Origin of the sequence: Janthinobacterium sp. SUN033 (assembly GCF_030397595.1) — a bacterium.
GTDB lineage: Bacteria > Pseudomonadota > Gammaproteobacteria > Burkholderiales > Burkholderiaceae_D > Janthinobacterium > Janthinobacterium kumbetense.
This window is the reverse complement of record NZ_JAPQNV010000007.1, coordinates 67,208-89,368: the sequence shown is the minus strand read 5'-3', so window position 1 is coordinate 89,368 and position 22,161 is coordinate 67,208. Positions and strand designations below refer to the sequence as shown.

The 22,161-nt window shown below is 61.9% G+C and carries 27 protein-coding genes; 18 read left to right on the top strand and 9 right to left on the bottom strand.

What is annotated here, in order from left to right:
- Positions 1–40 precede the first annotated feature (40 nt).
- From OX460_RS25935 to OX460_RS25920, 4 genes are read left to right on the top strand one after another with little or no spacing between them, the layout of a single operon-like run.
- Complete coding sequence (locus OX460_RS25935) at positions 41–160, top strand: cytochrome oxidase small assembly protein (protein ID WP_218965284.1); 120 nt, start codon at positions 41–43, stop codon at positions 158–160.
- Positions 157–729, top strand: coding sequence for a cytochrome c oxidase assembly protein (locus OX460_RS25930; RefSeq protein ID WP_099409817.1), 573 nt, complete (start codon positions 157–159; stop codon positions 727–729). The genes OX460_RS25935 and OX460_RS25930 overlap by 4 nt, the downstream gene beginning before the upstream one ends.
- A gap of 9 nt (positions 730–738) precedes the next feature.
- Positions 739–945, top strand: a complete 207-nt coding sequence (locus tag OX460_RS25925; RefSeq protein WP_077399736.1) for a DUF2970 domain-containing protein — start codon at positions 739–741, stop codon at positions 943–945.
- Between the two features lie 40 nt (positions 946–985).
- Positions 986–1,846: a cytochrome c oxidase subunit 3 gene (locus OX460_RS25920; RefSeq protein ID WP_099665459.1), complete on the top strand. Its 861-nt coding sequence runs from the start codon at positions 986–988 to the stop codon at positions 1,844–1,846.
- A gap of 123 nt (positions 1,847–1,969) precedes the next feature.
- Here OX460_RS25920 and OX460_RS25915 read toward each other — a convergent pair whose 3' ends face one another.
- A complete protein-coding gene (locus tag OX460_RS25915; protein WP_034748996.1) occupies positions 1,970–2,170 on the bottom strand; it encodes a twin transmembrane helix small protein in 201 nt (66 codons plus the stop codon).
- A 36-nt stretch (positions 2,171–2,206) separates the two neighbouring features.
- Here OX460_RS25915 and OX460_RS25910 point away from each other — a divergent pair, with 36 nt between their 5' ends.
- The 6 genes from OX460_RS25910 to OX460_RS25885 are packed head-to-tail and all read left to right on the top strand — an operon-like array spanning position 2,207 to position 7,375.
- A complete protein-coding gene (locus tag OX460_RS25910) occupies positions 2,207–2,965 on the top strand; it encodes an SURF1 family protein (RefSeq protein ID WP_289900386.1) in 759 nt (252 codons plus the stop codon).
- On the top strand, positions 2,946–3,569 hold the full coding sequence (locus OX460_RS25905; protein ID WP_289900385.1) for a cytochrome C oxidase subunit I: 624 nt from the start codon (positions 2,946–2,948) through the stop codon (positions 3,567–3,569). Before OX460_RS25910 ends, OX460_RS25905 begins: the two co-directional genes overlap by 20 nt.
- A gap of 18 nt (positions 3,570–3,587) precedes the next feature.
- Positions 3,588–4,763, top strand: coding sequence for a COX15/CtaA family protein (locus OX460_RS25900; protein ID WP_099668234.1), 1,176 nt, complete (start codon positions 3,588–3,590; stop codon positions 4,761–4,763).
- Positions 4,764–5,663 carry a heme o synthase gene (gene cyoE / locus OX460_RS25895; protein ID WP_070258805.1) on the top strand — a complete coding sequence of 300 codons (900 nt, stop codon included), beginning with the start codon at positions 4,764–4,766 and terminating at the stop codon, positions 5,661–5,663.
- On the top strand, positions 5,660–6,253 hold the full coding sequence (locus OX460_RS25890) for an SCO family protein (RefSeq protein WP_099665456.1): 594 nt from the start codon (positions 5,660–5,662) through the stop codon (positions 6,251–6,253). Before cyoE ends, OX460_RS25890 begins: the two co-directional genes overlap by 4 nt.
- A 42-nt stretch (positions 6,254–6,295) precedes the next feature.
- Complete coding sequence (locus OX460_RS25885; RefSeq protein ID WP_099665455.1) at positions 6,296–7,375, top strand: AI-2E family transporter; 1,080 nt, start codon at positions 6,296–6,298, stop codon at positions 7,373–7,375.
- Here the strand turns inward: OX460_RS25885 and OX460_RS25880 are convergent.
- The 3 genes from OX460_RS25880 to nhaR form a co-directional block, all read right to left on the bottom strand.
- Positions 7,372–8,712, bottom strand: a complete 1,341-nt coding sequence (locus OX460_RS25880) for a hemolysin family protein (RefSeq protein WP_099668233.1) — start codon at positions 8,710–8,712, stop codon at positions 7,372–7,374. The two genes, OX460_RS25885 and OX460_RS25880, sit on opposite strands and share 4 nt — an antisense overlap.
- A 120-nt stretch (positions 8,713–8,832) precedes the next feature.
- Complete coding sequence (locus OX460_RS25875) at positions 8,833–10,167, bottom strand: MFS transporter (RefSeq protein WP_289900384.1); 1,335 nt, start codon at positions 10,165–10,167, stop codon at positions 8,833–8,835.
- A gap of 124 nt (positions 10,168–10,291) precedes the next feature.
- The gene (gene nhaR, locus OX460_RS25870; protein ID WP_289900383.1) at positions 10,292–11,206 is read right to left on the bottom strand and encodes a transcriptional activator NhaR; all 915 of its coding nucleotides are present in this window, start codon (positions 11,204–11,206) and stop codon (positions 10,292–10,294) included.
- Positions 11,207–11,323: 117 nt separating this feature from the next.
- Between nhaR and OX460_RS25865 the strand changes: the two genes are divergently transcribed.
- The 5 genes from OX460_RS25865 (at position 11,324) to OX460_RS25845 (ending at position 14,793) form a co-directional block, all read left to right on the top strand.
- Positions 11,324–12,397, top strand: a complete 1,074-nt coding sequence (locus OX460_RS25865) for a DUF475 domain-containing protein (RefSeq protein ID WP_076568380.1) — start codon at positions 11,324–11,326, stop codon at positions 12,395–12,397.
- 131 nt (positions 12,398–12,528) lie between these two features.
- Positions 12,529–13,104, top strand: a complete 576-nt coding sequence (locus OX460_RS25860) for a TerD family protein (protein ID WP_070222543.1) — start codon at positions 12,529–12,531, stop codon at positions 13,102–13,104.
- A gap of 78 nt (positions 13,105–13,182) precedes the next feature.
- Complete coding sequence (locus tag OX460_RS25855; protein WP_251351058.1) at positions 13,183–13,878, top strand: TIGR00266 family protein; 696 nt, start codon at positions 13,183–13,185, stop codon at positions 13,876–13,878.
- A gap of 34 nt (positions 13,879–13,912) precedes the next feature.
- On the top strand, positions 13,913–14,494 hold the full coding sequence (locus OX460_RS25850; RefSeq protein WP_099665451.1) for a TerD family protein: 582 nt from the start codon (positions 13,913–13,915) through the stop codon (positions 14,492–14,494).
- An 80-nt stretch (positions 14,495–14,574) separates the two neighbouring features.
- Complete coding sequence (locus OX460_RS25845) at positions 14,575–14,793, top strand: hypothetical protein (RefSeq protein WP_034784905.1); 219 nt, start codon at positions 14,575–14,577, stop codon at positions 14,791–14,793.
- Positions 14,794–14,863: 70 nt separating this feature from the next.
- Here OX460_RS25845 and OX460_RS25840 read toward each other — a convergent pair whose 3' ends face one another.
- The 3 genes from OX460_RS25840 to OX460_RS25830 form a co-directional block, all read right to left on the bottom strand.
- Positions 14,864–16,516: a patatin-like phospholipase family protein gene (locus tag OX460_RS25840; protein ID WP_099665450.1), complete on the bottom strand. Its 1,653-nt coding sequence runs from the start codon at positions 16,514–16,516 to the stop codon at positions 14,864–14,866.
- Positions 16,517–16,757: 241 nt separating this feature from the next.
- The gene (locus OX460_RS25835; RefSeq protein WP_251351112.1) at positions 16,758–17,612 is read right to left on the bottom strand and encodes a DUF3667 domain-containing protein; all 855 of its coding nucleotides are present in this window, start codon (positions 17,610–17,612) and stop codon (positions 16,758–16,760) included.
- 139 nt (positions 17,613–17,751) lie between these two features.
- Complete coding sequence (locus OX460_RS25830) at positions 17,752–18,450, bottom strand: helix-turn-helix domain-containing protein (RefSeq protein ID WP_289900382.1); 699 nt, start codon at positions 18,448–18,450, stop codon at positions 17,752–17,754.
- Between the two features lie 76 nt (positions 18,451–18,526).
- On the opposite strand from OX460_RS25830, the gene OX460_RS25825 reads away from it, so the two are divergent.
- Together OX460_RS25825 and OX460_RS25820 are read left to right on the top strand one after the other, a co-directional pair.
- Positions 18,527–19,654, top strand: a complete 1,128-nt coding sequence (locus OX460_RS25825; RefSeq protein WP_289900381.1) for a cytochrome P450 — start codon at positions 18,527–18,529, stop codon at positions 19,652–19,654.
- Positions 19,651–19,998, top strand: coding sequence for an antibiotic biosynthesis monooxygenase (locus tag OX460_RS25820; protein WP_289900380.1), 348 nt, complete (start codon positions 19,651–19,653; stop codon positions 19,996–19,998). Before OX460_RS25825 ends, OX460_RS25820 begins: the two co-directional genes overlap by 4 nt.
- Positions 19,999–20,001: 3 nt before the next feature.
- On the opposite strand, the gene OX460_RS25815 is transcribed toward OX460_RS25820, so the two are convergent.
- Positions 20,002–20,454 (bottom strand): hypothetical protein, encoded by a 453-nt coding sequence (locus tag OX460_RS25815; protein WP_251351062.1) that lies wholly within the window; start codon positions 20,452–20,454, stop codon positions 20,002–20,004.
- 178 nt (positions 20,455–20,632) lie between these two features.
- Here OX460_RS25815 and OX460_RS25810 point away from each other — a divergent pair, with 178 nt between their 5' ends.
- Positions 20,633–20,899 (top strand): hypothetical protein, encoded by a 267-nt coding sequence (locus OX460_RS25810; RefSeq protein WP_289900379.1) that lies wholly within the window; start codon positions 20,633–20,635, stop codon positions 20,897–20,899.
- Between the two features lie 90 nt (positions 20,900–20,989).
- Here OX460_RS25810 and rpoH read toward each other — a convergent pair whose 3' ends face one another.
- Complete coding sequence (gene rpoH / locus OX460_RS25805; RefSeq protein WP_170846504.1) at positions 20,990–21,889, bottom strand: RNA polymerase sigma factor RpoH; 900 nt, start codon at positions 21,887–21,889, stop codon at positions 20,990–20,992.
- Positions 21,890–22,161 lie beyond the last annotated feature (272 nt).

Here is a 22,161-nt window from a genome sequence, read left to right as displayed (position 1 = left end):
GCCGGCGCCGCTGCCGGCCCCTTTGAATAGAGTGCCTGCCATGACCGAAGTGAAAACTGAGCGCAAGAAACCGAACAACCTGCGTACGGGACTGATACTGGGGGCCCTGGCGGCCTTCTTCTTCCTGTCCGTCTTCGCCAAGCGGCTGTGGCTGTCGTGACGACGCCCCACCAACAGGAAACACGCGGCCTGAACCGCAAGATGCTGGGCAAGCTGCTCGTCATTGCCGTGCTGATGTTTGGCTTTGGCTATGCCCTGATTCCCGTCTACAAGCAGATTTGCGAAGTGATGGGCATCAACGTGCTGACGCAAAAAGATGGCACGGTGGCCTACGACAACAATACGCAGGTCGACACGACGCGCAGCATCACCGTCGAGTTCGATGGCAATGCGCAGGGGCCATGGCGCTTCCGCCCGACCGTGTCGAGCATGCAAGTGCATCCGGGCGAACTGGTGACCGTCATGTATGAAGTGGTCAACACGCAAAACCGCGTCGTCAATGCGCAAGCCATCCCCAGTTATGCGCCGCAGAGCGCCACGCCGCATTTCAAGAAGGTCGAGTGCTTCTGCTTCAAGCAGCAGACCTTGAAACCGAAGGAAGCGCGGCAGATGCCGGTGGTGTTCTTCCTCGATCCGGCTCTGCCGAAAGAGGTCAAGACCATCACCCTGTCGTACACGTTTTTCGAGATTGCCGGTCTGAGCCAGGCTCAGACGCCGGCCGTCCAATAGGAGAGTGCCATGGGCGAATCCGCCAAACCGGAAAAAGCGTCGTTCCTGTATTCGCTGCGGGCCGTCGTGTGGTCATTCACGGGGCTGCGCCGCAAGAGCGATTTCGACACGGATTCGGCCAAGCTCAATCCCGTGCACATCGTCATCGCCGGCTTCCTGGTGGTGGCTTGCCTGATCGGCATCCTGATTTCAATTGTTAAATTCGTCGTTTTATAAATTATAAAAAACCACCCTATAAGTTTTTGAGGAGATGATGATGAGTTCCAACCACGCCGCCGTACCCTATTATTTCGTGCCCGGCCCGTCGCGCTGGCCCATGCTGGGCGGCGCCAGCCTGCTGCTGACCATGATCGGCGCCTCGGCCTGGGTCAACGACGTCTCCTGGGGCCCGTACGTCAACTACCTGGGCATCGCCGGCATCCTGCTGGTGCTGTATTTCTGGTTCGGCGACGCCATCAGCGAATCGGAGCAGGGCCTGTACAGCGAGCGCATCGATCACTCCTTCCGCTGGAGCATGAGCTGGTTCATCTTTTCGGAAGTCATGTTCTTCGCCGCCTTCTTCGGCGCCCTGTTCTATGCGCGCAGCATTTCCATGCCGTGGCTGGCTGACCTCGACCACAAGGTGATCTGGCCCGATTTCGCCGCCCACTGGGGCAATACGGGCCCGGCCGGCACGGTGCAGGAATTCACCACCATGACGCCGTTCTGGATTCCAACCATCAACACGGCCTTGCTGCTGACGTCGGGTGTCACCTTGACCATTTCGCACCACGCGCTGCGCGCCGGCCACCGCGCCATGACGGCCCTGTTCCTGTTCGCCACCATCGTGCTGGGCGCCATCTTCATGGGCTTCCAGGTGTATGAATACATCCACGCTTACAGCGAACTGAATTTGAAATTGACGTCGGGCATCTACGGCGCCACCTTCTTCATGCTGACGGGTTTCCACGGCTTCCACGTGACCCTGGGCGCCATCATGCTGTCCGTCATCCTGTACCGCGTATTGAAAGGCCACTTCACGCCCGAGCACCACTTCGGCTTCGAAGGCGCCGCCTGGTACTGGCACTTTGTCGACGTCGTCTGGCTGGGCCTGTACGTGGTCGTGTATTGGTTATAATGGCGGGGCAGAGCGCGCGTGGTTGTTAGGCGCGCCGGCACCATAAAAAAAGCCGTACCGGGACATCCCGGGTACGGCTTTTTTCTTAGTATGAAGAATTTGCCAATCAGGCAATGTCGGGTGTTAATGAATTCCAGTGGGCTGAATGTAGCCGAGCTTGTGCGCCAGCAGGATCAGCAAAAACAGGGTGATCGACAAGCCCACGCGCAGGGCCAGCGCCTGCACGGTGCGGTTGCTCTTGCCCTTGTCGCGCATGAGGAAGAACAGGGCCGAGCCCAGGCTGCCCAGGATCAGGATGAAGGCAATGGCAACGAGGATTTTCATGGATGGTAGCGCCAGGCTTGAGGAGGTTTCATTGTAATGCGTATCCGCTTCCATTTTAGATGGATTCCATTTGTTGTAATGCTGCTACTGGTGGCGCTGGGCGTATCCCTGGCGCAATGGCAGCAGCGCCGTGGCGACGAGAAAGTCGCGCGCGCCGCCCGCCTGGAAGCGGGCAACCAGGCCGCACCGCTGTCCTTGACGGCCGCCCCCCTGTTGCCGGCCGACGCGCAAGCGATCGAATACCGCAGGGTCACCGTCACGGGCCATTTTATTCCCGCCTGGACGGTGTACCTGGACAACCGCCCCTACAAGGGGCAAGCGGGCTTTCACGTGCTCACGCCGTTCCAGATCGACGGTTCCCCCATGCACGTGCTGGTGGCGCAGGGCTGGTTGCCGCGCAACAATGCCGAGCGCACGCGCATCCCCGACTACACTACGCCAGCCGGCACCGTGACCATTGCCGGCATCGCGCGCCTGAACGCGGGCCATGTGATGGAACTGGGCACGGCGCCGCCCCTGGCGCCGCATGCCATCGTGCAAAATGCCGATATCACCCAGCTGGCCCAGGCCAGCGGCCTGGCCTTGCAACCTTTTATCCTTGAACAAACAGCTGATCCAGTCGATTCGGCAGCCACGACGCCAGCGTCCAGCCAGCTTCCCGTGCGCGACTGGCCGGCGCCGGACTTGGGCGCCGACAAGCACCGCGGCTATGCATTCCAGTGGTATGCACTGGCACTGATGGCTTTTCTATTTTTTGTCTTTACAGGATTTCGACGTGCAAACAAACAGCCCTGACGCAACGCAAGACAGCAGCAATAAACAGGTACAAGGACGGTGGAAACTGCTGGCTGTGGTGGCCGTATGCGCCTTTCCCATCATCGCTTCGTATTTCACGTATTACATCATCAAGCCCACGGGCCGCAACAATTACGGCGCCCTGATCGACCCCCGTCTGTACCCGATACCGGAAGCCCAGCTGCAGGTGGCGGCACTGGACGGCAAGGCGTCGCCGCTGGCCCAGTTCAAGGGCAAGTGGGTGCTGCTGCAAACTGGACCGTCCGATTGCCAGGAAACATGCAAGAAGCAATTGTTTGACATGCAACAACTGCGCCTCATGCAGGGCAAGGAGCGCGAGCGTCTGGAACGGGTCTGGCTGGTGACGGATGCGCAGCCGCTCGACACCCTCGTGATGCGCGAATTCGACGGCACCAGCATGCTGCGCGTCAATAGCGACGCCCTGAAAGCGTGGTTGCCCGTGGAGGCGGGCGGCAAGACGAGCGACCATCTGTATTTGATCGATCCGCTGGGCAATCTGATGATGCGCTTCCCGAAGGACGCGGACCCGAACAAGATCAAGAAAGACATCGCCAAGCTGCTCAAAGCTTCGGCGATCGGTTGAGGGGACCGCATGCCGACGATGCATCTCTCCGCGCTGGCCCAGCTGGGCTTGACTGGTCTGCTGGTGGCGCTGCTGCCGCTGACCATGGTCTGGGTGTCCGCGGACGCCAATAAGTACCGCAAGCTCGTATGGATCGCCGTCTTCCTGACGGTCGACCTGATCATGTTTGGCGGTTTTACGCGCCTGTCCGATTCCGGCCTGGGTTGCCCTGACTGGCCTGGCTGTTATGGTTCTGCCAATCCTTTCCTCGCGCACGAGCACATCGTGGCGGCGGAAACCCTGATGCCGACGGGCCCCGTGACGGTGGTCAAGGCGTGGATCGAAATGACGCACCGCTACCTGGCCATGGCCATTGGCGTCTTGATCGTGGCGATGATGGTGCAGGCGTGGCGCCAGTGGAAGAAAAGCAAGCGGCAGGAATTCGCTCCCGCGCTGCCGACGGCGCTGTTCCTGTTCGTCTGCCTGCAGGGCGCGTTCGGCGCGTGGACCGTCACCTTGAAGCTGCAACCGGTGATCGTCACCATCCACTTGCTGCTGGGCATGGGCTTGCTGGCCATGCTGACGTGGCTGGGCGGACGCCAGGACCATGCCGTGGCGCCTATCAAGCGGGCCGATGCGGACGCGTCCGTGCTGCGCCCCGTGCGCGCGCTGGCCGTCATGTCGCTCGTGCTGTTGACGGTGCAGATCGCGCTGGGCGGCTGGGTGAGCACCAACTACGCCACCCTGGCGTGCACGGATTTCCCCCTGTGCGGCGGCAAGGTGATTCCGGAAATGGATTTCGAGCATGGTTTCCATTTGTGGCGCGAACTGGGCAAGACGGCCGCCGGCCATTACTTGCCGTTTTCCGCGCTGACGGCCATCCACTGGGTGCACCGCAATTTCGCCTTCATCGTGCTGGCCGGCATCGGCTATACCGTGTTTCGCGCATGGAAACTGCCGTCCTTGCGCGGCACGGCCCGTTGGGTGGCGCTGGTGCTGGCCCTGCAGGCGGCCACGGGCCTGGCGACCATCTACCTGAGCTGGCCGCTGTCGATTGCCGTCATGCATAACGGCGGGGCGGCGCTGCTCGTGTTATTGCTGACCATGTTAAACTACAAGGCTAAATTCCAACTCGATGTTGCGCGCAATGTTCAGCGCGCTTGCGCCGCCGCGCCAGTGCCCTCGGCACCAGCCAGTCCTTCCCGTACCGCATAAATGACTACTCAGACCATCAGCCGTAAACCTTCCCCCCGCATCGCCCAGTATTGGGCGCTGACCAAGCCCCGCGTGACGCAACTGGCCGTGTTTTGCGCCGTCATCGGCATGTTCCTGGCCAGCGAAGAGTTGCCCGACTGGCATGCGGTGGTGTTCGGCACCATCGGCATCTGGCTGCTGGCCGGCGCCGCGTTTGCCGTCAATTGCCTGGCCGAGCGCGAAATCGATGCGCGCATGGCCCGCACGGCGCGCCGCCCTATGGCCATGGGCGACATCACGGTGAAACAGACGGTCGTGTTCGCGCTGGTGATCGGCGGCCTGGGCATGGCGATTCTGTACCACCTCGTCAATCCGCTGACCATGTGGCTGACTTTTGTCACCTTTGTCGGCTATGCCTTGATCTATACCATGGTGCTCAAACCGGCCACGCCGCAAAATATCGTCATCGGCGGCCTGTCCGGCGCCATGCCGCCCGCGCTGGGCTGGGCGGCCGTCGCCAACGACGTGCCGATGCAGGCCTGGCTGCTGGTCCTGATCATTTTTGTCTGGACGCCGCCGCACTTTTGGGCGCTGGCCATGTACCGCCGCGACGATTACGCGCGCTCGGGCTTGCCCATGCTGCCCGTCACGCACGGCTTGAAGTTCACGCAATTTCACGTCTGGCTGTACTCGATCGCGCTGGCCGCCACCACCCTGCTGCCGTATGCCGTGCGCATGAGCGGCCTGATCTATCTGGCTTCGGCCGTGGTGCTCAACGCCGGCTTCCTGTATTACGCGTGGAAGATGTACCGCCACTACACGGACTTGATCGCGCGCAAGGCCTTTACGTTTTCCATCATCTACCTGGCCTTGCTGTTCGCGGCTTTGCTGGTCGACCACTACATTCCCCTCGGAACATGAAAAAAACCCTGACACTGTTGCTGGCGGCCGCACTGGTCGCCGTCCTGGCCGGCTGCGGCAAGCCGGCCGCGCCCAAGCTGGCCTTCAAGAACACGGACGTGACGGGCCTCGGCTATGCGCGCGAGTTCGCGCTGACGGACCACACGGGCCACCCGCGCACCCTGGCCGACTACAAGGGCAAGCTGGTGCTGATGTTCTTCGGCTACACGCAATGCCCGGACGTCTGCCCCACCACCATGGCTGACATGGCCCAGGTGATGCAGGAAATGGGCCCGCAGGCGGAGCAGGTGCAAGTGCTGTTCGTCACCGTCGACCCCGAGCGCGACACGCAGCAATTGCTGGCGCAGTACGTGCCCGCCTTCGACAAGCGTTTCGTCGGCCTGTACGGCGATGCGGCCGCGACGGCCAAGGTGGCCAAGGAATTCAAGGTGTATTACGCCAAGGTCGAGGGCGAGACGGACGAAAGCTACACGGTCGACCACACGGCCGGCACCTATGTCTTCGACCGCGAAGGCAAGATCCGCCTGTTCGTGCGCCACGGCGAAAAGCCGGCCGCCATCGCGCACGATCTTAAACTTCTGCTATCCTGACCTGGTCGCGCCCCCGGGCGCCATCTTCAGGATACGCAGTACATGGATAAACGTTTCGAGCCCCACGCCCGTCTGGCAGCCATCATCTTTTTGTTGATCGGCTGCTTTTTCGTCTTGCGGCCCTTCCTCGCCGCCATGCTGTTTGCCGCCTGCGTGGGCATTTCCAGCTGGCCCCTGTATCTGCTCCTGCTCGAACGCCTGAAAGGCCGGCGCAACTGGGCCGCCGCCATCATGACCCTGTCCCTGATTCTGGTCATCGTGCTGCCGCTGGCCCTCGTCACCTACAACCTGGCCGACAATGTGTCGCGCATCTATGAACAGCTGCGCGCCGCGCTGGAATCGGGCGGCCTGCATCCGCCGGCCTGGCTGGCCAGCATACCCGTGGTGGGCGAAACCATCGACGGCTACGTGCAGCGCCTGCTGGCTGACCGCGAGGAATTATTGAATTTGGGTAAGACCATGCTGGAACCGGCGCGCCACTTCCTCGCTTCCGGCGGCATCCTGCTGGGCACGGGCCTGGCGCAGACCAGCCTGGCCGTGTTCGTCAGCTTCTTCCTCTACCGCGACGGCCAGCAGCTGAGCCGCGCCCTGATGACGGGCGCAGGCCGTATCATCGGCGACAGCGCGCCCGGCGTGGGCCTGACCATCAGCCGCACCGTGCGCGGCGTCATGTACGGCTTGCTGGGCACGGCGCTGGCGCAAGCGCTGGTGGCGGTGGTGGGTTTCCTGATCGCCGGCGTGCCGGCCGTGGCGCTGCTGGGCGTGGCCACCTTCATCTTTTCGCTGATCCCCGTGGGCCCGCCCCTGATCTGGGGCGGCGCCGCCATCTGGCTGTTTACCGACGGGCAGACGGGCTGGGGCATCTTCATGCTGGTGTGGGGCGCGCTGCTGATCAGCGGCGTGGACAACGTGGTCAAACCCATGTTGATCAGCCGCGGCAGCAGCTTGCCCTTCCTGCTGGTGCTGCTGGGCGTGCTGGGCGGCGTGCTGGCCTTCGGCTTCGTCGGCATCTTTATCGGCCCGACCCTGCTGGCGGTACTGTACAGCTTGCTGCAAACGTGGACGGTGGGCGAAACCACCGTGCCGCAGGGTAAGGATACGCTTACCTTGAAGAAAGATTAATCGCGCAAGTCCGCATCGAGGTCGCGTTCCTGTTTCGGGATCACCTTGATCAGCACGATGCGGGGCCCGTTCATCTTCTTGACGACGATGTCGAAGTCGACGAAGGTGATGCGCTGGCCCTGCTTTGGAATATCTCCCAGCTTGACCATGATCAAGCCGCCCACCGATTCCACGTCGTCCAGCCCCAGTTCCTCGTTTTCGATATCGATGCCGAGGATGCGTTCGAGCGAAAAGATGGGCAGGCTGGCCTTGCCGATCAGGGTGCCGTCGCTTTGCTTGAGCCAGTCGTTTTCATTGCGGCGGAATTCATCGCGGATTTCGCCGACCATGGCGCCGAGCAAGTTATCCAGGGTAATGAACCCCAGCGGGCGCTTGCCCTTTTCGCCGATCAGGGCGAAGTGGGGCGCGCCGTCGCGGAAGCGGCGGAACAGTTCCAGCGCCGGCGTGCGCGCGGAAATGACGTCGACGGGACGCAGGAACGGCGTGAGCGAGGTGATCGGTTTACCCGCCTGCTGGGCAAAGAACAGGTCTTTCAGGTGCACCACGCCCAGCACGTCGTCTTCATTCGTGTCGAAATACGGGTAGCGGCTGAAGCGGTTGCGCAGCACCGTGTCGAGGTTTTCTTCCAGGGTGTTGGAAGCGTGCAGGGCGATCACTTCATTGATCGGGCGCATCAGGTCCGATACCGTCATTTGTTCGAAATCAAGCGATTGCGCCAGGATGTTGCGCTCGTCGCGCGTAAATTTCTCGCCCGGCTGGCTGGTGCGCAGGATCAGTTTCAATTCTTCGGACGAATAATGGGCGTCGTGGCCGCCCTTGCCGGACAGGCCCGCCAGGCGCAGCACCCAGTTGGCGCTGGCGTTGAGCAGGTAGATGGCCGGGTACATGGTCCAGTAAAAGCCGTACAGGGGAATCGCGCTCCACAGGCCGACGGCTTCCGGGTTGCGGATGGCCATCGATTTGGGCGCCAGTTCGCCCACGACGATGTGCAGGAAGGAAATCACGCTGAAGGCGACGACGAAGGACACGCCGTGGATCAGCTCTTGCGAGGTAACGCCGATGGCGCCGAACAGGGGCTCGAGCAAGCCGGCGAAGGCCGGTTCGCCGACCCAGCCCAGGCCCAGCGACGCGAGGGTGATGCCCAGCTGGCAGGCGGACAGGTAGGCGTCCAGCTGGCCATGCACCTTGGCCAGGATGCGGCCCCGCAGCCCCTGTGTCTTGGCGATGGCGCGGATGCGCGTGCGCCGCAAGGTGACGATGCCAAACTCGGCGGCAACAAAAAAACCGTTCAGCGCGACCAGGAAGAGGGCGAGCAGGACTAGCAAGACATTGTGCATGGGGGCGCTGAAGATGGGCTGTAAAAACGACATCTTAAACGACGAAGGGCGCCATAGCCTAATTTAGCCGCGCTCGCCGCCCGTGCAGGCAGGCGGGCGCGGCAGGTTTTTCACGCTCGTTCAGCCTTTGGCCGCCGTTTGCGGCCCGCCGCGCATGGCAAACACCATGACGGCCGAGACCACCGCCGGGATGGCGACGACGAGGAAAATCGTGCTGTTGGGCCAGTTCAGGCGGATCAGTTCGCCACCGAGCACGGGGCCGATGATGGAGCCGATGCGGCCCACGCCCAGGCTCCAGCCGATGCCCGTCGAGCGCAGGGTGGTCGGATAGTAGCTGGCCGCCAGGGCGTTGACGGCCGGCTGGCCGCCCACCACGCAAAAACCGGCGATGAAGATCGTGATGAACAGGAAGGCCAGTGACACATCCGGGCGGCCGATCAGGGCAATGGCGACTGCGGCGACGAGGAAGCAGGGCAGCAGGATGCGGCGGAAGCTGGAGCGGTCGATCAGCTGGCCCATGACGAGGGTGCCGATGGTGCCGCCCACTTGCAGGGCCGTGCCGGCCAGCACGGCGTTGGCCGTCGACAGGCCCGCTTCCTTGGCAATCGTCGGCAGCCAGTTCGACAGGAAATACAAGTTCAGCAAGTTCATGAAGTTGATGACCCACAACAAAATCGTCATCTTGGCGCGGCCGCCCGTAAACAATTGCAGCACGGGCGCGCCCTTGTGTTCCTTTTCATGCACGACATACTGGGTTTCGGCCGTGATGGTCACCGTCGGATCGATGCGCTTGATCCACTTGGCGACTTGATCCAGCTTGCGTTTCTTCAATACCAGGAATTGCATCGATTCCGGCAGCAGGAAGAACATCAGCACGCCGATCACCAGCGGCACGACGCCGCCCACGTAAAACACGGATTGCCAGCCGAATGCGGGAATCAGCGCGGCGGACAATAAACCGCCCAGCACGGCGCCCAGGGTAAAGCCGCACGAGACGAGCATCATCAGGGTGACTTTCTTGCGCAGGGGGCTGTATTCGCCGGCCAGCGCCATGGCGTTCGGCATCACGGCGCCCAGGCCCAGGCCCGTGATGAAGCGGATCAGCTGCAATTGTTCGATGGTGGTGGCCAGCGGCGTGACGAGCATGCACAGCGAAAAGAAGATGGTCGAGCCGATCAGCACGGGACGGCGGCCGAACTTGTCGGCCGTGATGCTGAAGACGAGCGAGCCGACCAGCATGCCCAGCAAGCCCGCGCCGAACACGGGGCCCAGGTTGGCTTTGCTTACGTGCCAGTCGGCGATGATGGCGGGCGCCACATAGCCCATCGCCTGCACGTCGAAGCCATCCATGATGACGCACAGCCCGCACAGGATCAGCATGCCGATCTGGAAGGAACCGATCTTGTTGTTGTTGATGAGATCGGGAATATCGATCGTCTTGCCTGCCGTGGACATGGTGCCGCTCCTGTTTTTTTATGGTGGTCGCGCCCTGCCGGCGAGGGAGGGGCGCGTGTTTGTCTCAGGCTTCATTACAATCGCTTTTGATTAATTATTCAAACGTTATTTTCGAATGGATTTATCAGGTTTCCTTGTGAATCTTCGGGTGTCCCTGGATGGTCGCCAGGATGACGTCGAGGGCCGGATGCATGATCTTGCGCTCGTTGGAAATGACGTAAAACTGCTCGCGCAGGGACGAGGCGTCGCCGACCAGCACGGCGCCGAATTGTTCCTCGATATCGGCCGCCAGGCTGGCGGAGGCGAAGAACAGGCCCAGGCCCTTGCGGCCGAACGCGTTGAGCATGGCGTTGTCCTCGAATTCGCCGACCACGTCGGGACGCACGCCTTGCTGCACCATCCATTCGTCGATGCGCCCGCGCAAGGCGTTGTTGCGCGCGGGTAGTAAAAAGGGGGCGCCGTGCAGGCTGTGCGGAAAATTGTCGCGGTACTGTGCGGCCAGCGCGGGGATGCCGAACAGCTTCATGGCGCTCTCGCCCCACAGGTGGCTGGACACGCGCAGGCTGGCGCCGGCCGGCACGGCGCGGTCCGTCAACACCAGGTCCAGCTTGTGCAGGGCCAGGTCGGCCAGCAAGGATTCGAATTCATCTTCCAGGCACACCAGCTTGACGGGCTTGTCCAGGCTGCGCGTGGCGTCGAGCATGCGGTACGCCATCAGTTTCGGCAAGGAATCGGAAATGCCCACCGTCAGGCGCATCTTTTCCGCGTCGGTGTCGGCCAGCGCTTCCTGCATCTGCTCGCCCAGCAGGAAAATCTGGTCCGCGTAGCCGAGCGCCAGCCGGCCCGCTTCCGTCGGCACCAGGCGCCGCCCCTGCGGCTGCAGCAGCGACTTGCCCAGCTCCTTTTCCAGCAGGGCCAGCTGGGTGCTGATGGTTTGCACGGCCAGTCCCAGCCGTTCAGCCGCGCGCGTCACGCCGCCTTCCTTGGCGACCACCCAAAAGAAGTACAAATGGCGGTAATTGAAACCGGTGGTTTTCATCGCTGCATCCTCTATCTTCTGTTTTTACGAAGTAATACTTCCATTATCTTCTATTTTTAAATGTGTCACACGTCCCTATACTACGTTCCATTGAATTTGGATAAAGGGGAACTATCGATGAAACATTTCAGAGTGTCATTTCTAGTGACATTTATCTGCCTGGGCATTTCCGCCTGGTGGGGTTACACGCACGGCGGCGTGCAGACGATGCTGGCGGCGCTCGGTATCGCGGTGATCCTGGGCGTGATGGAAGTCTCGCTGTCGTTCGACAACGCGGTGGTCAACGCCTCGGTGCTGAAGAACTGGGACAAGTTCTGGCAGGGCTTGTTCCTGGGCGTCGGCATCATCATCGCCGTCTTTGGCATGCGTCTGGTGTTCCCGCTGGTCATCGTGGCGCAAGCGGCCGACCTGGGCTTGATGGAAGTATGGAATCTGGCACTGAGCAATCCTGAACAGTACTCGATGCACCTGACGAATCACCATGCGGAAGTGGCGGCCTTCGGCGGCATCTTCCTGCTGCTGGTATTCCTGAACTTCCTGCTGGACTCGGAGAAAGAAACGCACTGGCTGGGCCGTATTGAAGAAAAACTGGGCGCGCTGGGCAAGATCTCGTCGATTTCCGTGATGATCGCGCTGGGCACCCTGATGGCGAGCCTGTCGATGATCGAAGAAGGCCAGAAACTGGTGGTGCTGACGGCCGGTCTGTGGGGTATTTTGACCTACGTGGGCGTCGATGTGGTCAGCGGCTTGCTGGAAGGCGATAACGGCGACGGCAACGTGGGCGACATCGTCAAGCGCGGCGGCATTGGCGGCTTCCTGTACCTGGAAGTGCTCGACGCCTCGTTCAGCTTTGACGGCGTGATCGGCGCGTTTGCCATCACCAAGGATGTCGTGATCATCATGCTGGGCCTGGCGATCGGCGCGATGTTCGTGCGTTCGATGACGGTGTTCCTGGTGCGCAAGGGCACGCTCGACGAGTTCGTTTATCTGGAGCACGGCGCGCACTATGCGATCGGTATCCTGGCCGTGATCATGTTGGTCAGCATGAAGTTCCACATTCCCGAGATCTTCACGGGTCTGATCGGCGTGGCCTTCATCCTCGCCTCGCTGTGGTCGTCGATCCGCTACAAGCGCAGGATGGCCCTCGAAGAAGGCCGGACGGAAGCGCTGGAAGCGGTCAAGGCAGTGTAAAGAATGCGCGACAAACGACTACACCCGTTTGTCGGCAAGTTGTAGCAAGCGTCGCCGCCGGCCTGGGGAGTCAGGCCGGTGGAGGACGCCAGGTGTTTGGTCTTACACAACCCACATAGGAGTAATACATCATGGCAATTAGTCTGCAAAAAGGCGGCAACGTCAACCTGAGCAAGGAAGCCCCTGGCATTTCGAAGATGATCATCGGCCTGGGCTGGGATGCCCGCGCCACCGACGGCGCCGCGTTCGACATCGACGGTTCCGTGTTCCTGCTGAAGGCCGACGGCAAGGTTCGCGCCGACGTCGACATGATTTTCTACAACAACCTGAAATCGAGCGACGGCTCCGTCACCCACTCGGGCGACAACACCACGGGCGCCGGCGATGGCGACGATGAAACCGTCGTCGTCGACCTGGCCACGGTGCCAGCGGAGATCGACAAGATCGCCGTCTGCGTCACGATTCACGATGCCGAAGCGCGCAAGCAAAACTTTGGTATGGTATCGAAGGCGTACGTGCGTTGCGTGAATGCCAACGGCAACACGGAAATCGCCCGCTTCGACCTGTCGGAAGACGGTTCGGCGGAAACGGCCATGGTCTTCGGCGAAATCTACCGCAATGGCGGCGATTGGAAATTCAAGGCCATCGGCCAGGGTTACAAGGGCGGTTTGGGCCCACTGGCTGCCTCGTTCGGCGTCGGCGTCTAAGTCGTCAATAGTAAATAGTACAGGCGGTCCGTAGTGCGGGCCGCCGCCATCACCATCATCGTTGAGGAAGGAATAGGTATGCCAGTTTTCAATATTACCGGGGACGTCGACCCGTTCCTGCATGTGTCGCTTGCCAAGGGCGAGAAGATTTATTGCGAGTCCAATGCGATGGTGATGATGGAAACCAATCTTGAGCTGAAAGGCAAGATGACGGGCGGCATAGGCGCCGCGCTGATGCGCACCTTTGCCAACGGGGAATCGTTCTTTCAGCAGCATATCGAGGCCATGCGGGGCGACGGCGATTGTCTGCTGTCGCCCACCTTGCCCGGCGCGATGCGGGTGCTCGAGGTTGGCGCCCAGCAATACATGATCAGCGACGGCGCCTTCGTGGCGGCCACGTCTGGCGTGGAATTGAAGGTGCGCACGCAAAGCCTTGGCAATGCGCTGTTTGCCCAGAGCGGTGGTTTTTTCATCACCGAGACGGCAGGCAGCGGCCAGTTGGCGGTATCCGGTTTTGGCGCGATGTCGATACTCGAAGTGACGCCTGGCAAGGACGTGGTGATCGATAACTCGCACGTCGTGTGCTGGGACAACCGCCTGCAATACGAAATTTCCATGACGACCGGCAGCAGCGGCGGCTTTCTGGGTAACCTGATCAACAGCCAGACCAGCGGCGAGGGCATGGTGCTGAAGTTTTCAGGCACGGGAAAAATCCTCGTGTGCTCGCGCAACCGCGCAGCCTTCCTTGCCTGGACCCAAAGCAAGCCGGCGTAATCAAGCAGTAATCAACCAAACAGGAGCTATGCGTATGTCTGTCAATTTGAGCAAGGGCCAGAAAATTTCTCTGGACAAAGAAGCTGGTACCACCCTGACCCGTATCACCATGGGCCTGGGCTGGGATGCGGCCAAGACCAAGGGTTTCCTCGGTTTCGGTTCGAAGACGGAAGCCGTCGACCTGGACGCTTCGTGCGTCATGTTCGATGACAACAAGAGCACGTCCGACATCGTCTGGTTCCGCCAGCTGAAAAGCAAGGACGGCAGCATCGTCCACACGGGCGACAACCGCACGGGCGCGGGCGATGGCGACGACGAACAGATCAATGTCGATCTGTCGAAAGTGCCGGCGCACGTGAAGAGCCTCGTCTTCACCGTCAACAGCTTTACTGGCCAGAACTTCTCGCAGGTGGAAAACGCCTATTGCCGCATCTTGAATGCCAGCAATAACCAGGAAGTCGCGCGTTTCAACCTGTCTGTGCAAGGTTCCCACACGGCACAGATCATGGCCAAGCTGTACCGCCATAACGGCGAATGGAAGATGCACGCCATCGGAGAAAACGGCAACGGTCGCACGTTTGACGACTTGATGCCCCAGATTTCCGTGCATCTATAAGGAGCAGTACGCAGCGGGCGGGGGACGGACCGGATACCGGCCCTTGTCCGCTGCTCTATATTGAAGGAGAGTATGTCGTGATGCGATTGCTGATAGCCTTGCTACTTCCGTGTCTCACGTTTTTCATGCTGGGGCGCCCGCTGGCCGGTGCCGCCGCCTTGATCTTGCAGTGCACTGTGATCGGCTGGGCGCCGGCGGCCCTGTGGGCCCTGTACACGGTGAACCAGCATAAGACGGAGCAGGAACTGGAAGGCGCGTTAAGCCGCAGCTACATGCGCAGGCGTAGTCGGTTGATCTAAATCAACCGGGCGCCAGGTATCCTTGCGCTAAAGCCCGCACGAGCGATCGTGCGGGCTTTTTTGTGCGCGCTCACTTCTTGCAGCGGATCGGCACGTTCACGGAATTGCCGTCCGAGCTCAGGTTGCGGTACTGCAAATCTTCGCTTTCGATGGCGAAGCGGGGCACGGCGTGGACATAGCGCTGCTTGCAGACGGTATCGTCATTGATCAGCTGGCCCGCCAGCATGTAGTCGCACAGGGCGAAGCGCGATTCCTCGTCGTCGAGGATCAGCACGCGCGCGGCGCTGTACAGGGCCGATTGCAACACTTCCGGGCTGCAATTTTCCGGGCCCGTCAGCTTCAGATGGGTTTTCGTCTGCGTGGCCAGCCGTTGCAGCTTGACGAGGGCGGCGCGCTCTTCCTTGCGGGCACTGTCGACGTGCACGTCTTCGCTGGCCAGGCGCAGCGCCAGCGAGGCAATTTGATCGATGGAAATGTGCCAGGCAAAGCCTTCCAGCCGCGTGCGGATCTGGCCCGGCAAGGGATCGGCCGCATCGACTTCGCAGCGGTACTGGCCCAGGTGGGGGCGGCACAGCACGGGGATGGCAAAGGCCGAGGTGCGCTTGCTCTTGACGAATTTCTGGCTCAGGTCGCCAAAGTTTTCATGCGTGATGGTATCGAAGCGGGCTTGGCCAAAGCCCATCTTGACGAGGTTTTCCTTGCGCTGGCGCGAAAACAGGGCGTCGACGGCATCGTAGATATTCTTGTTGAAGATGCGGTCCAGCGGCTGGCGCTCGTCCGACATCTTTTCAAACACGGCGCTGGAATTGGGTGCGTTGGCATCGATGGAAATGAGGATGAAGGGCTTGCTGTTCAGGCGCGGCGGCACGACGGCCATGTCGTTGCCGTACAGTTGCGTCAGGGCCACGTCCCACAGGGTTTCCACGCCCAGGTTGTCGGCCGCGCCGCCATCGAACAGATGCACATAGGACGGCGATTCGCGCGACTCGGAACCGAGTTCCGGCACGAAACTGTTTTTCGGACGGAAACGCTCGAAGGTGACGGAATCGAACACGCCGGGAAAGGCGGCCGAGGTGGCCACGGCCGTGGCCAGGCGGATATCCTGGATCGGCGAATGCAGGGTGCTGTAGAAATACTCGTAGGAAAACACCACGCGCTTGCCGCCATCCGTGGCGTCCGTCGCGTTGGCCAGGAAGATGGGGCCGCCGTGCGGCAAGTCCTGGTAGGTTTTCTTGTCGTACAGCACATCGTCCAGCACGTCGGACAGGAACGAGGTGCGCGTCTTGTTCGTCAACAACATCGTCGTCAGGTTGGCGGGTTTCAAGATGGTCTGGCCAAAGAAATCCGTTTTCAGCTTGCTGCGCAGCAAGGGCCAGTCCGTCTGCTTGCCATGCAGCGCATAGTAGCCGCCCGCGATGGCGCCGCCCGAGACGCCGGAAATGGCCGAGGCGCCGCTGACGAGGCCGAACTGCTCCAGCTGTTCCAGCGAGGCGGCCGAGAAATTGGCTGCGCGGCTGCCTCCGCCGGACAGGGCGATGCCGATGAAGTGGTCGTTGGGCATGGGGTTCTGGATGCGCGCCTTGGGCGCGTCGATGCGCAGGCGCGGGGTTTCCTGCACGGTAAATGTGCGGTTTTCGACGCCGCTGTTGGGGCGCAGGGCGAGTACCGTGCAGCCGCTCAGCAGCGCAACGAGGATAAATGGGGCGAACAAACGTGGATGCATGCGTGATCTGTGCGTAGTCAGGGGTTGGGATACGGACGGAAACGTGTGCGATTCTAGCAAACCCGGCAACAATCACCTATTCAGCTGATAAGCGGACAGGGCAGCGCTGCTGCGCGCCCAGGCATGGCCCGTGCGCCAGCACGCCCAGTGCCAGCGGCCACAAGCCATCGTCATTGATCTGCATCAATGGCGGTGCGTCCGCTGGCAGCAGGACCGCCAGAGCGCTTCTTGATGGCGTAACTTAATGCCGCAGCATCACGCCGATGGCGATGCAGGCCACGATCGCCAGGCTCATGGCGAGGCTGTAGGCGACCATCAGCAGCAGCCAGCGGCAGACGGTGGCGAGTTTGCCGCTTGGATACACGCGCCACATGGCCCAGGGCAGGTAGGCCAGCAGCCAGGCGCCGAGCACGAGGCGGACCAGGTCGACGGGGATGAGGAGCATCAGCGCCATCGTGATGAAGGCGAAGGCATTCGTATGCAAGGCGAACAGGAAATGCTCGCCATAGCGCCGTCCGCTGCCCAGGTAGAGGATTTTCAGGAACAGGGCGAACAGCGGCATCAGGCAAAACATGGCGTACGGCGCGTAATGGAAAAAGCTTTCCACCACGAGTTTTTGTTTCTCGGTCGTGGGCAGTTGCTCAAAGTCTTGCCATTGGCGCGGCAGGGTGGGCGTCTGGCCCAAAATGCTGACCTGCATGGCCGACGTCTGGTTTTCCGGAGCTTGGCGGGGGCCATGGGCACCCACCTGGGCTTGCTGGTCGTGGACGGTGAGGAACACGTCGGGACTGCTGAACTTGAGGATGGCAAAGAACAGGATGCTGAAGGTCAGGTAGACGCGCAGCGGCTCGACGTAGCGCACGCGGCGTCCCGCGAGGTATTCATTGCTGAGTGCGCCAGGGCGGAACAGCAGCAGGGCCAAGGTACGCCAGAGCTTGCCTTCGAGCGCCACATAATGGGCGACAAATTCATGCAGGAATTCGCGCGCGCTGGGCATGTGCACGGCCGTTGTCTGGCCACAGGCGCTGCAGAAGTTGCCTGGCGCATCGGTATGGCAGTTATGGCAGGTGCTGGCGGGATGCGTGCTGGATGACACTGTTTTCAAGATGGACTCTTTCCATGGCCGAAAGGTAAAGATGATCGCTCAAGGGCGCAGCATATGATGAATGAAAACAATGATAAAAGCGCATTTTTTCGCGTTCTAGTTGCTTCCGAGATACAAAATCCTGCGCCGGTCAGGCGCCACGGAAGGCGGCCAGCAGGCGTTGTTCACCGGCCGGCGTGAGGCGCAGGGCGCGGCTGTCGAGTTCGCGCTCGGCCCAGCGCTGGCGCAGGGCCAGCTGCAGCAGGGCCGCCCCCAGCGCACCGCCCAGGTGGGCGCGCCGTTCGCTCCAGTCCAGGCAGGCACAGGCGAAGCGGCGGCGCTGGCGCTGCAATTGCGGCACGTCGATGCCCAGGGCCGCCATGCCAGCCGCGCCCGCTTCCGACAAACGATATTCCCCGCCATCGTCCAGCAGCCAGCCTTGCGTGTGCAGCTGGTCATGCAGGGCGACGGCCACCGTGCCGGCCATGTGGTCGTAGCAGGTGCGCGCATGGCGCAGGCGGTCCGGCGTGGTGGAGGTAAACGGCGTTGCCGCCACGCCGGCCACCACCAGCAGCGCTTCGAGGGCCTGGCCCACCTCCATGCTGGCCAGGCGGTAGTAGCGGTGCTTGCCCTGCGCCAGCATCGACAGCAAGCCATCGTCGCGCAGCCGGCTCAGATGGGCGCTGGCCGTCGAAGCGCCCACCTCGGCCAGCGCCGCCAGTTCCGTGGCCGTGCGCGCATGGCCGTCGAGCAGGCTGCACAGCATGCGCGCGCGGGCCGGTTCGGCGATGGCGCCGGCCAGTTGCGCCAGTCCCATGTCGGCCGTGCGGGCTTGATGCTTGTCATCCATGATTCGTCCGTTAGCGAAGTGTTGTGGTGGAAGGGCCAGCATACTCTGCTCCCTACCTCACTGCAATGGAAGCCGCATGCCGCTCACCGATTCTGTTACCGACCCCGCCGACCCTTTCTCTGCCGTCACCCACGCGGCGCCGTACGATTACTATCGCCGCCTGGCGGACGGCCCGCCGCTGCGATTCGATGCGCAGCTCGACTGCTGGCTGGCGACGGGCGCGGCCGGCGTGCGCGCCGTGCTGGCGCATCCCGCCTGCCGCGTGCGGCCAGCGGACCTGGGCGTGCCGCACAACCTGGCGGGTACGCCGTGCGGCGCGATCTTTGCCGAACTGGTGCGCATGAACGATGGCGAACGGCATGCCGTGCCGAAACAGGTGTTGGCGCGCGCGCTGGGCCAGGTGGATATGGCGCGCTTGCAGTGGCGGGCGCTGCACCTTGCCGGCGACCGCGTGCCCGGCAGCGCCGCGCAGCTGAACGACGCGGTTTTTGAGCTGCCCCTGTTCGCCATGGCGGACTTGCTGGGCTTTGCGCCAGCGCAATGGCCGGCGCTGGCCGCCTGGACGCGCGCTTTTGTCGCCTGCCTGTCGCCGCTGAGCAATGCCGAGCAACTGGCCGGTGCGCACGTGGCGGCCGAGGCCTTGCTGCAAAGTTTTGGCCGTCTGCTGCGCGAGGGCGACGTGAGGCCCGGCAGCATGCTGGCCGCCATCGTGGCCGAGGCGGATGCCTTGGCTTGGCAAGCGTCGGGCGGCGTGCTGGCCAACCTCGTGGGCTTGCTGTCGCAGACGTGCGACGCCACGGCCGGCTTGCTGGGCAATGCCATCGTGGCCTTGCGCGCGCAGCCGGATTTGCTGCCGCAACTGCGCGCCACGCCGCAGCGATGGCCGGCCATGCTGCGCGAAGTCAGCCTGCGCGATCCCGCCATCCACAACACGCGCCGCTACACGGCGGAAGACGCGGAGTTCAATGGCGTGCGCGTGCCGGCCGGGCAGATGATTCTCGTCGTGCTGGCCAGCGCCGGCCAGGCGGAGTCGGGCTTCGGTCATGGCCGCCACGCCTGTCCGGGCCAGGCCATCGCGCTCGCCATCGCCACGGCTTGCCTGCAGGCGTGGGCCGGGGCTTTGGAAAGCTTGCCGCTGGCGTGGCGTTATCTGCCGTCGCTGAACGCCCGCATCCCCGTGTTTGTGCAAGGAGCAAACGCATGATCGCCGTGATTTTCGAGGTCTGGCCCAGTGCCGCAGGACGCCAGCAGTATCTGGACCTGGCGGCGTCCCTGCGGCCCCTGCTCGATGAGGTGGACGGTTTCATTTCCATCGAGCGCTTCAGCAGCCTGAGCGAGCCAGGCAAACTGCTGTCGCTGTCGTTCTTTCGCGATGAGGCGGCGCTGGCGCAGTGGCGGCAGCTGGAAGCGCACCGCGCGGCGCAATCGGCCGGCCGGCACGGCGTGTTCGACGATTACCGGCTGCGCATCGCCGCCGTCGTGCGCGATTACGGCATGCTGGAGCGGCAGCAGGCGCCCGAAGACAGCCAGCGGCGCCACGATGCCTAGCCATCAGCGGGGCAGCGCGCCCTGCGTGATTTTCACCTTGACCCGGTAGGTGGGCTCGGCCGCATTCAGGGCCGGCGGCGTGGCCGGGTCGACGTCGAGCAGGGTGAACGTCAGGTGGTTGACGGTGACGGAACTGGCGGCGCCGGGCATGGACTCGGACAGGACGATGTCGGTCGTGCCCGCGCTGTTGAGCAAACTGAAACTGTAGCTGACGTAGCCTTTCCACACGCACACGGCGCCCTTGCGGCAGCGGCTGTCGTTGACGCGTTCGAGTTTCAGGGTATCGGTGGCCGTGATGGCCACCTGTTCGCCCGGCGAAAGCACGTGGGTGACGCTGCGCGGCGTGTTTTCCGCGTCGCCGGCGCTGCCGGCCGCGCCGCAGCCGGCCAGCATGGCCAGGCAGGCGAAGAACAGGGGAAGCAGCACGGTGCGGTAAGAGCGGTTCAGAGTAGACATGTTTTTCCTTTCAGGTGGTGCGTCCCCGGCGTGCTTGTTCACGCGTGGGATAAAATGATAGTAACAAAATGATATTTTTCCGGCGCACTATTGGCGTGCTGCCGATGAATTGAGGCGCGAGCCACGCGGCGCGCCGATTACTGCGTAGAATGGCTGTTTTGAAAATCAGGAAACAACCATGAAAAAAACCGACCTGGCCAAAAGCGATGCCAAGAAACTGATGGGAAAGATGAATGTTCCCGGCGCCGGTGCATTCGGTAAGGAAGCGGTGGTCGTCGACCGCCGCGAACAGCGCAAGCGCGACCAGGCCCTGGGCCTGGTGCCATTCGCCGTCAAGCTGAACAGCGATCTGGTCTTGCAATTGCAGGCCCTGGCCAAGGAGCGCGGCGCGGATCTGAATGAAGTCGTTGCTGAATTGATCAGCAAGGGCCTGGCTGCAGCTTAACGGGCTGCCATGTTTATCTGTTGATAAACATCAAGTAGTAAAACTAAAAGGCGCCTTGCGGCGCCTTTTACATTGCGGCATTGCTGGCGATTACACGTAGGCCGCCAGCGCGCCCTTCATTTTTTTCAGCGCCGCCACTTCGATCTGGCGGATGCGCTCGGCCGATACGCCGAACTCTTCCGCCAGCGCGTGCAGGGTGGCGCCGGAACCGTCGTCGTTGGCCAGCCAGCGCGCTTCGATGATGCGGCGCGAACGGGCGTCCAGCTTGGACAGGGCCGTTTCCAGGCCTTCCGATTGCAGGCGCGTCACTTGTTCCGCTTCCAGCACCTTGGTCGGCTCGCTTTGCTCAGACGACAGGTAGGCGATCGGCGAAAACTTGTCGTCTTCATCGTCGGTCGGCGATTCCAGCGCAATGTCGCGGCCGCTCAAACGCGTTTCCATCTCGATCACTTCTTCGCGTTTCACGTCGAGCAGCTTGGCCAGCGCATCGATCTGCTTCGGCGTCATCGCGTCCAGGCCCGTCTTGTGGCTGCGCAGGTTGAAGAACAGCTTGCGCTGCGCCTTCGTCGTCGCGACCTTGACCAGGCGCCAGTTTTTCAGGATGTACTCATGCATCTCGGCTTTCACCCAGTGCATGGCGTACGACACCAGGCGCACGCCCTGGTCCGGATCGAAACGTTTCACGGCTTTCATCAAGCCGATATTGCCTTCCTGAATCAGGTCGGCGTGCGGCAAGCCATAGCCCAGGTAGCCGCGGGCAATCGAGACCACCAGGCGCAGGTGCGACAGCACCAGTTCTTGCGCGGCGGCCAGGTCATTTTTTTCGCGCAGGCGTGTCGCCAGCGAAATTTCTTCGTCGTGGGTCAACATGGGCAGGCGGTTCACGGCCGAAATATAGGCGTCGATATTGCCCAGATTGCCAGTGAACCCGAGGCCCAGCGCATTACTTTTGGTCGGAACCAATGCGGACGTTGCGGACATCATAGTCATGTTTTCTCCCTCGTAGTCTTGCTTTGTTCCAGTTGGCCACGTCACGCGACGTGGCAGCTTGTATCGTCGTTTTTGCGTATTCGGTCTTGCACTTTGCAGATCGCGGCACCATCTTGATCTGGCGTCCATGGCGGTTCTGCTGTTGGTATGTCCCTATATTAGCACTCTCTGCTTGAGAGTGCCAATCAGCACATTTAATCGATCTGATAGCCTAAATGCTATGGCGAATGAATGCCTGATAAATATGTCTGAATAGCGATCTGAACAGTGCT

What these genes read in the sequence shown, in the direction of transcription:
- OX460_RS25935 (WP_218965284.1), top strand. Translation starts at nt 41, where the DNA reads ATGACCGAAGTGAAAACTGAGCGCAAGAAACCGAACAACCTGCGTACG.
- OX460_RS25925 (WP_077399736.1), top strand. Translation starts at nt 739, where the DNA reads ATGGGCGAATCCGCCAAACCGGAAAAAGCGTCGTTCCTGTATTCGCTG.
- OX460_RS25920 (WP_099665459.1), top strand. Translation starts at nt 986, where the DNA reads ATGAGTTCCAACCACGCCGCCGTACCCTATTATTTCGTGCCCGGCCCG.
- OX460_RS25915 (WP_034748996.1), bottom strand. Translation starts at nt 2,170, where the DNA reads ATGAAAATCCTCGTTGCCATTGCCTTCATCCTGATCCTGGGCAGCCTG.
- OX460_RS25910 (WP_289900386.1), top strand. Translation starts at nt 2,207, where the DNA reads ATGCGTATCCGCTTCCATTTTAGATGGATTCCATTTGTTGTAATGCTG.
- OX460_RS25900 (WP_099668234.1), top strand. Translation starts at nt 3,588, where the DNA reads ATGCATCTCTCCGCGCTGGCCCAGCTGGGCTTGACTGGTCTGCTGGTG.
- cyoE (WP_070258805.1), top strand. Translation starts at nt 4,764, where the DNA reads ATGACTACTCAGACCATCAGCCGTAAACCTTCCCCCCGCATCGCCCAG.
- OX460_RS25890 (WP_099665456.1), top strand. Translation starts at nt 5,660, where the DNA reads ATGAAAAAAACCCTGACACTGTTGCTGGCGGCCGCACTGGTCGCCGTC.
- OX460_RS25885 (WP_099665455.1), top strand. Translation starts at nt 6,296, where the DNA reads ATGGATAAACGTTTCGAGCCCCACGCCCGTCTGGCAGCCATCATCTTT.
- OX460_RS25880 (WP_099668233.1), bottom strand. Translation starts at nt 8,712, where the DNA reads ATGCACAATGTCTTGCTAGTCCTGCTCGCCCTCTTCCTGGTCGCGCTG.
- OX460_RS25875 (WP_289900384.1), bottom strand. Translation starts at nt 10,167, where the DNA reads ATGTCCACGGCAGGCAAGACGATCGATATTCCCGATCTCATCAACAAC.
- nhaR (WP_289900383.1), bottom strand. Translation starts at nt 11,206, where the DNA reads ATGAAAACCACCGGTTTCAATTACCGCCATTTGTACTTCTTTTGGGTG.
- OX460_RS25865 (WP_076568380.1), top strand. Translation starts at nt 11,324, where the DNA reads ATGAAACATTTCAGAGTGTCATTTCTAGTGACATTTATCTGCCTGGGC.
- OX460_RS25860 (WP_070222543.1), top strand. Translation starts at nt 12,529, where the DNA reads ATGGCAATTAGTCTGCAAAAAGGCGGCAACGTCAACCTGAGCAAGGAA.
- OX460_RS25855 (WP_251351058.1), top strand. Translation starts at nt 13,183, where the DNA reads ATGCCAGTTTTCAATATTACCGGGGACGTCGACCCGTTCCTGCATGTG.
- OX460_RS25850 (WP_099665451.1), top strand. Translation starts at nt 13,913, where the DNA reads ATGTCTGTCAATTTGAGCAAGGGCCAGAAAATTTCTCTGGACAAAGAA.
- OX460_RS25845 (WP_034784905.1), top strand. Translation starts at nt 14,575, where the DNA reads ATGCGATTGCTGATAGCCTTGCTACTTCCGTGTCTCACGTTTTTCATG.
- OX460_RS25840 (WP_099665450.1), bottom strand. Translation starts at nt 16,516, where the DNA reads ATGCATCCACGTTTGTTCGCCCCATTTATCCTCGTTGCGCTGCTGAGC.
- OX460_RS25830 (WP_289900382.1), bottom strand. Translation starts at nt 18,450, where the DNA reads ATGGATGACAAGCATCAAGCCCGCACGGCCGACATGGGACTGGCGCAA.
- OX460_RS25825 (WP_289900381.1), top strand. Translation starts at nt 18,527, where the DNA reads ATGCCGCTCACCGATTCTGTTACCGACCCCGCCGACCCTTTCTCTGCC.
- OX460_RS25820 (WP_289900380.1), top strand. Translation starts at nt 19,651, where the DNA reads ATGATCGCCGTGATTTTCGAGGTCTGGCCCAGTGCCGCAGGACGCCAG.
- OX460_RS25815 (WP_251351062.1), bottom strand. Translation starts at nt 20,454, where the DNA reads ATGTCTACTCTGAACCGCTCTTACCGCACCGTGCTGCTTCCCCTGTTC.
- OX460_RS25810 (WP_289900379.1), top strand. Translation starts at nt 20,633, where the DNA reads ATGAAAAAAACCGACCTGGCCAAAAGCGATGCCAAGAAACTGATGGGA.
- rpoH (WP_170846504.1), bottom strand. Translation starts at nt 21,889, where the DNA reads ATGACTATGATGTCCGCAACGTCCGCATTGGTTCCGACCAAAAGTAAT.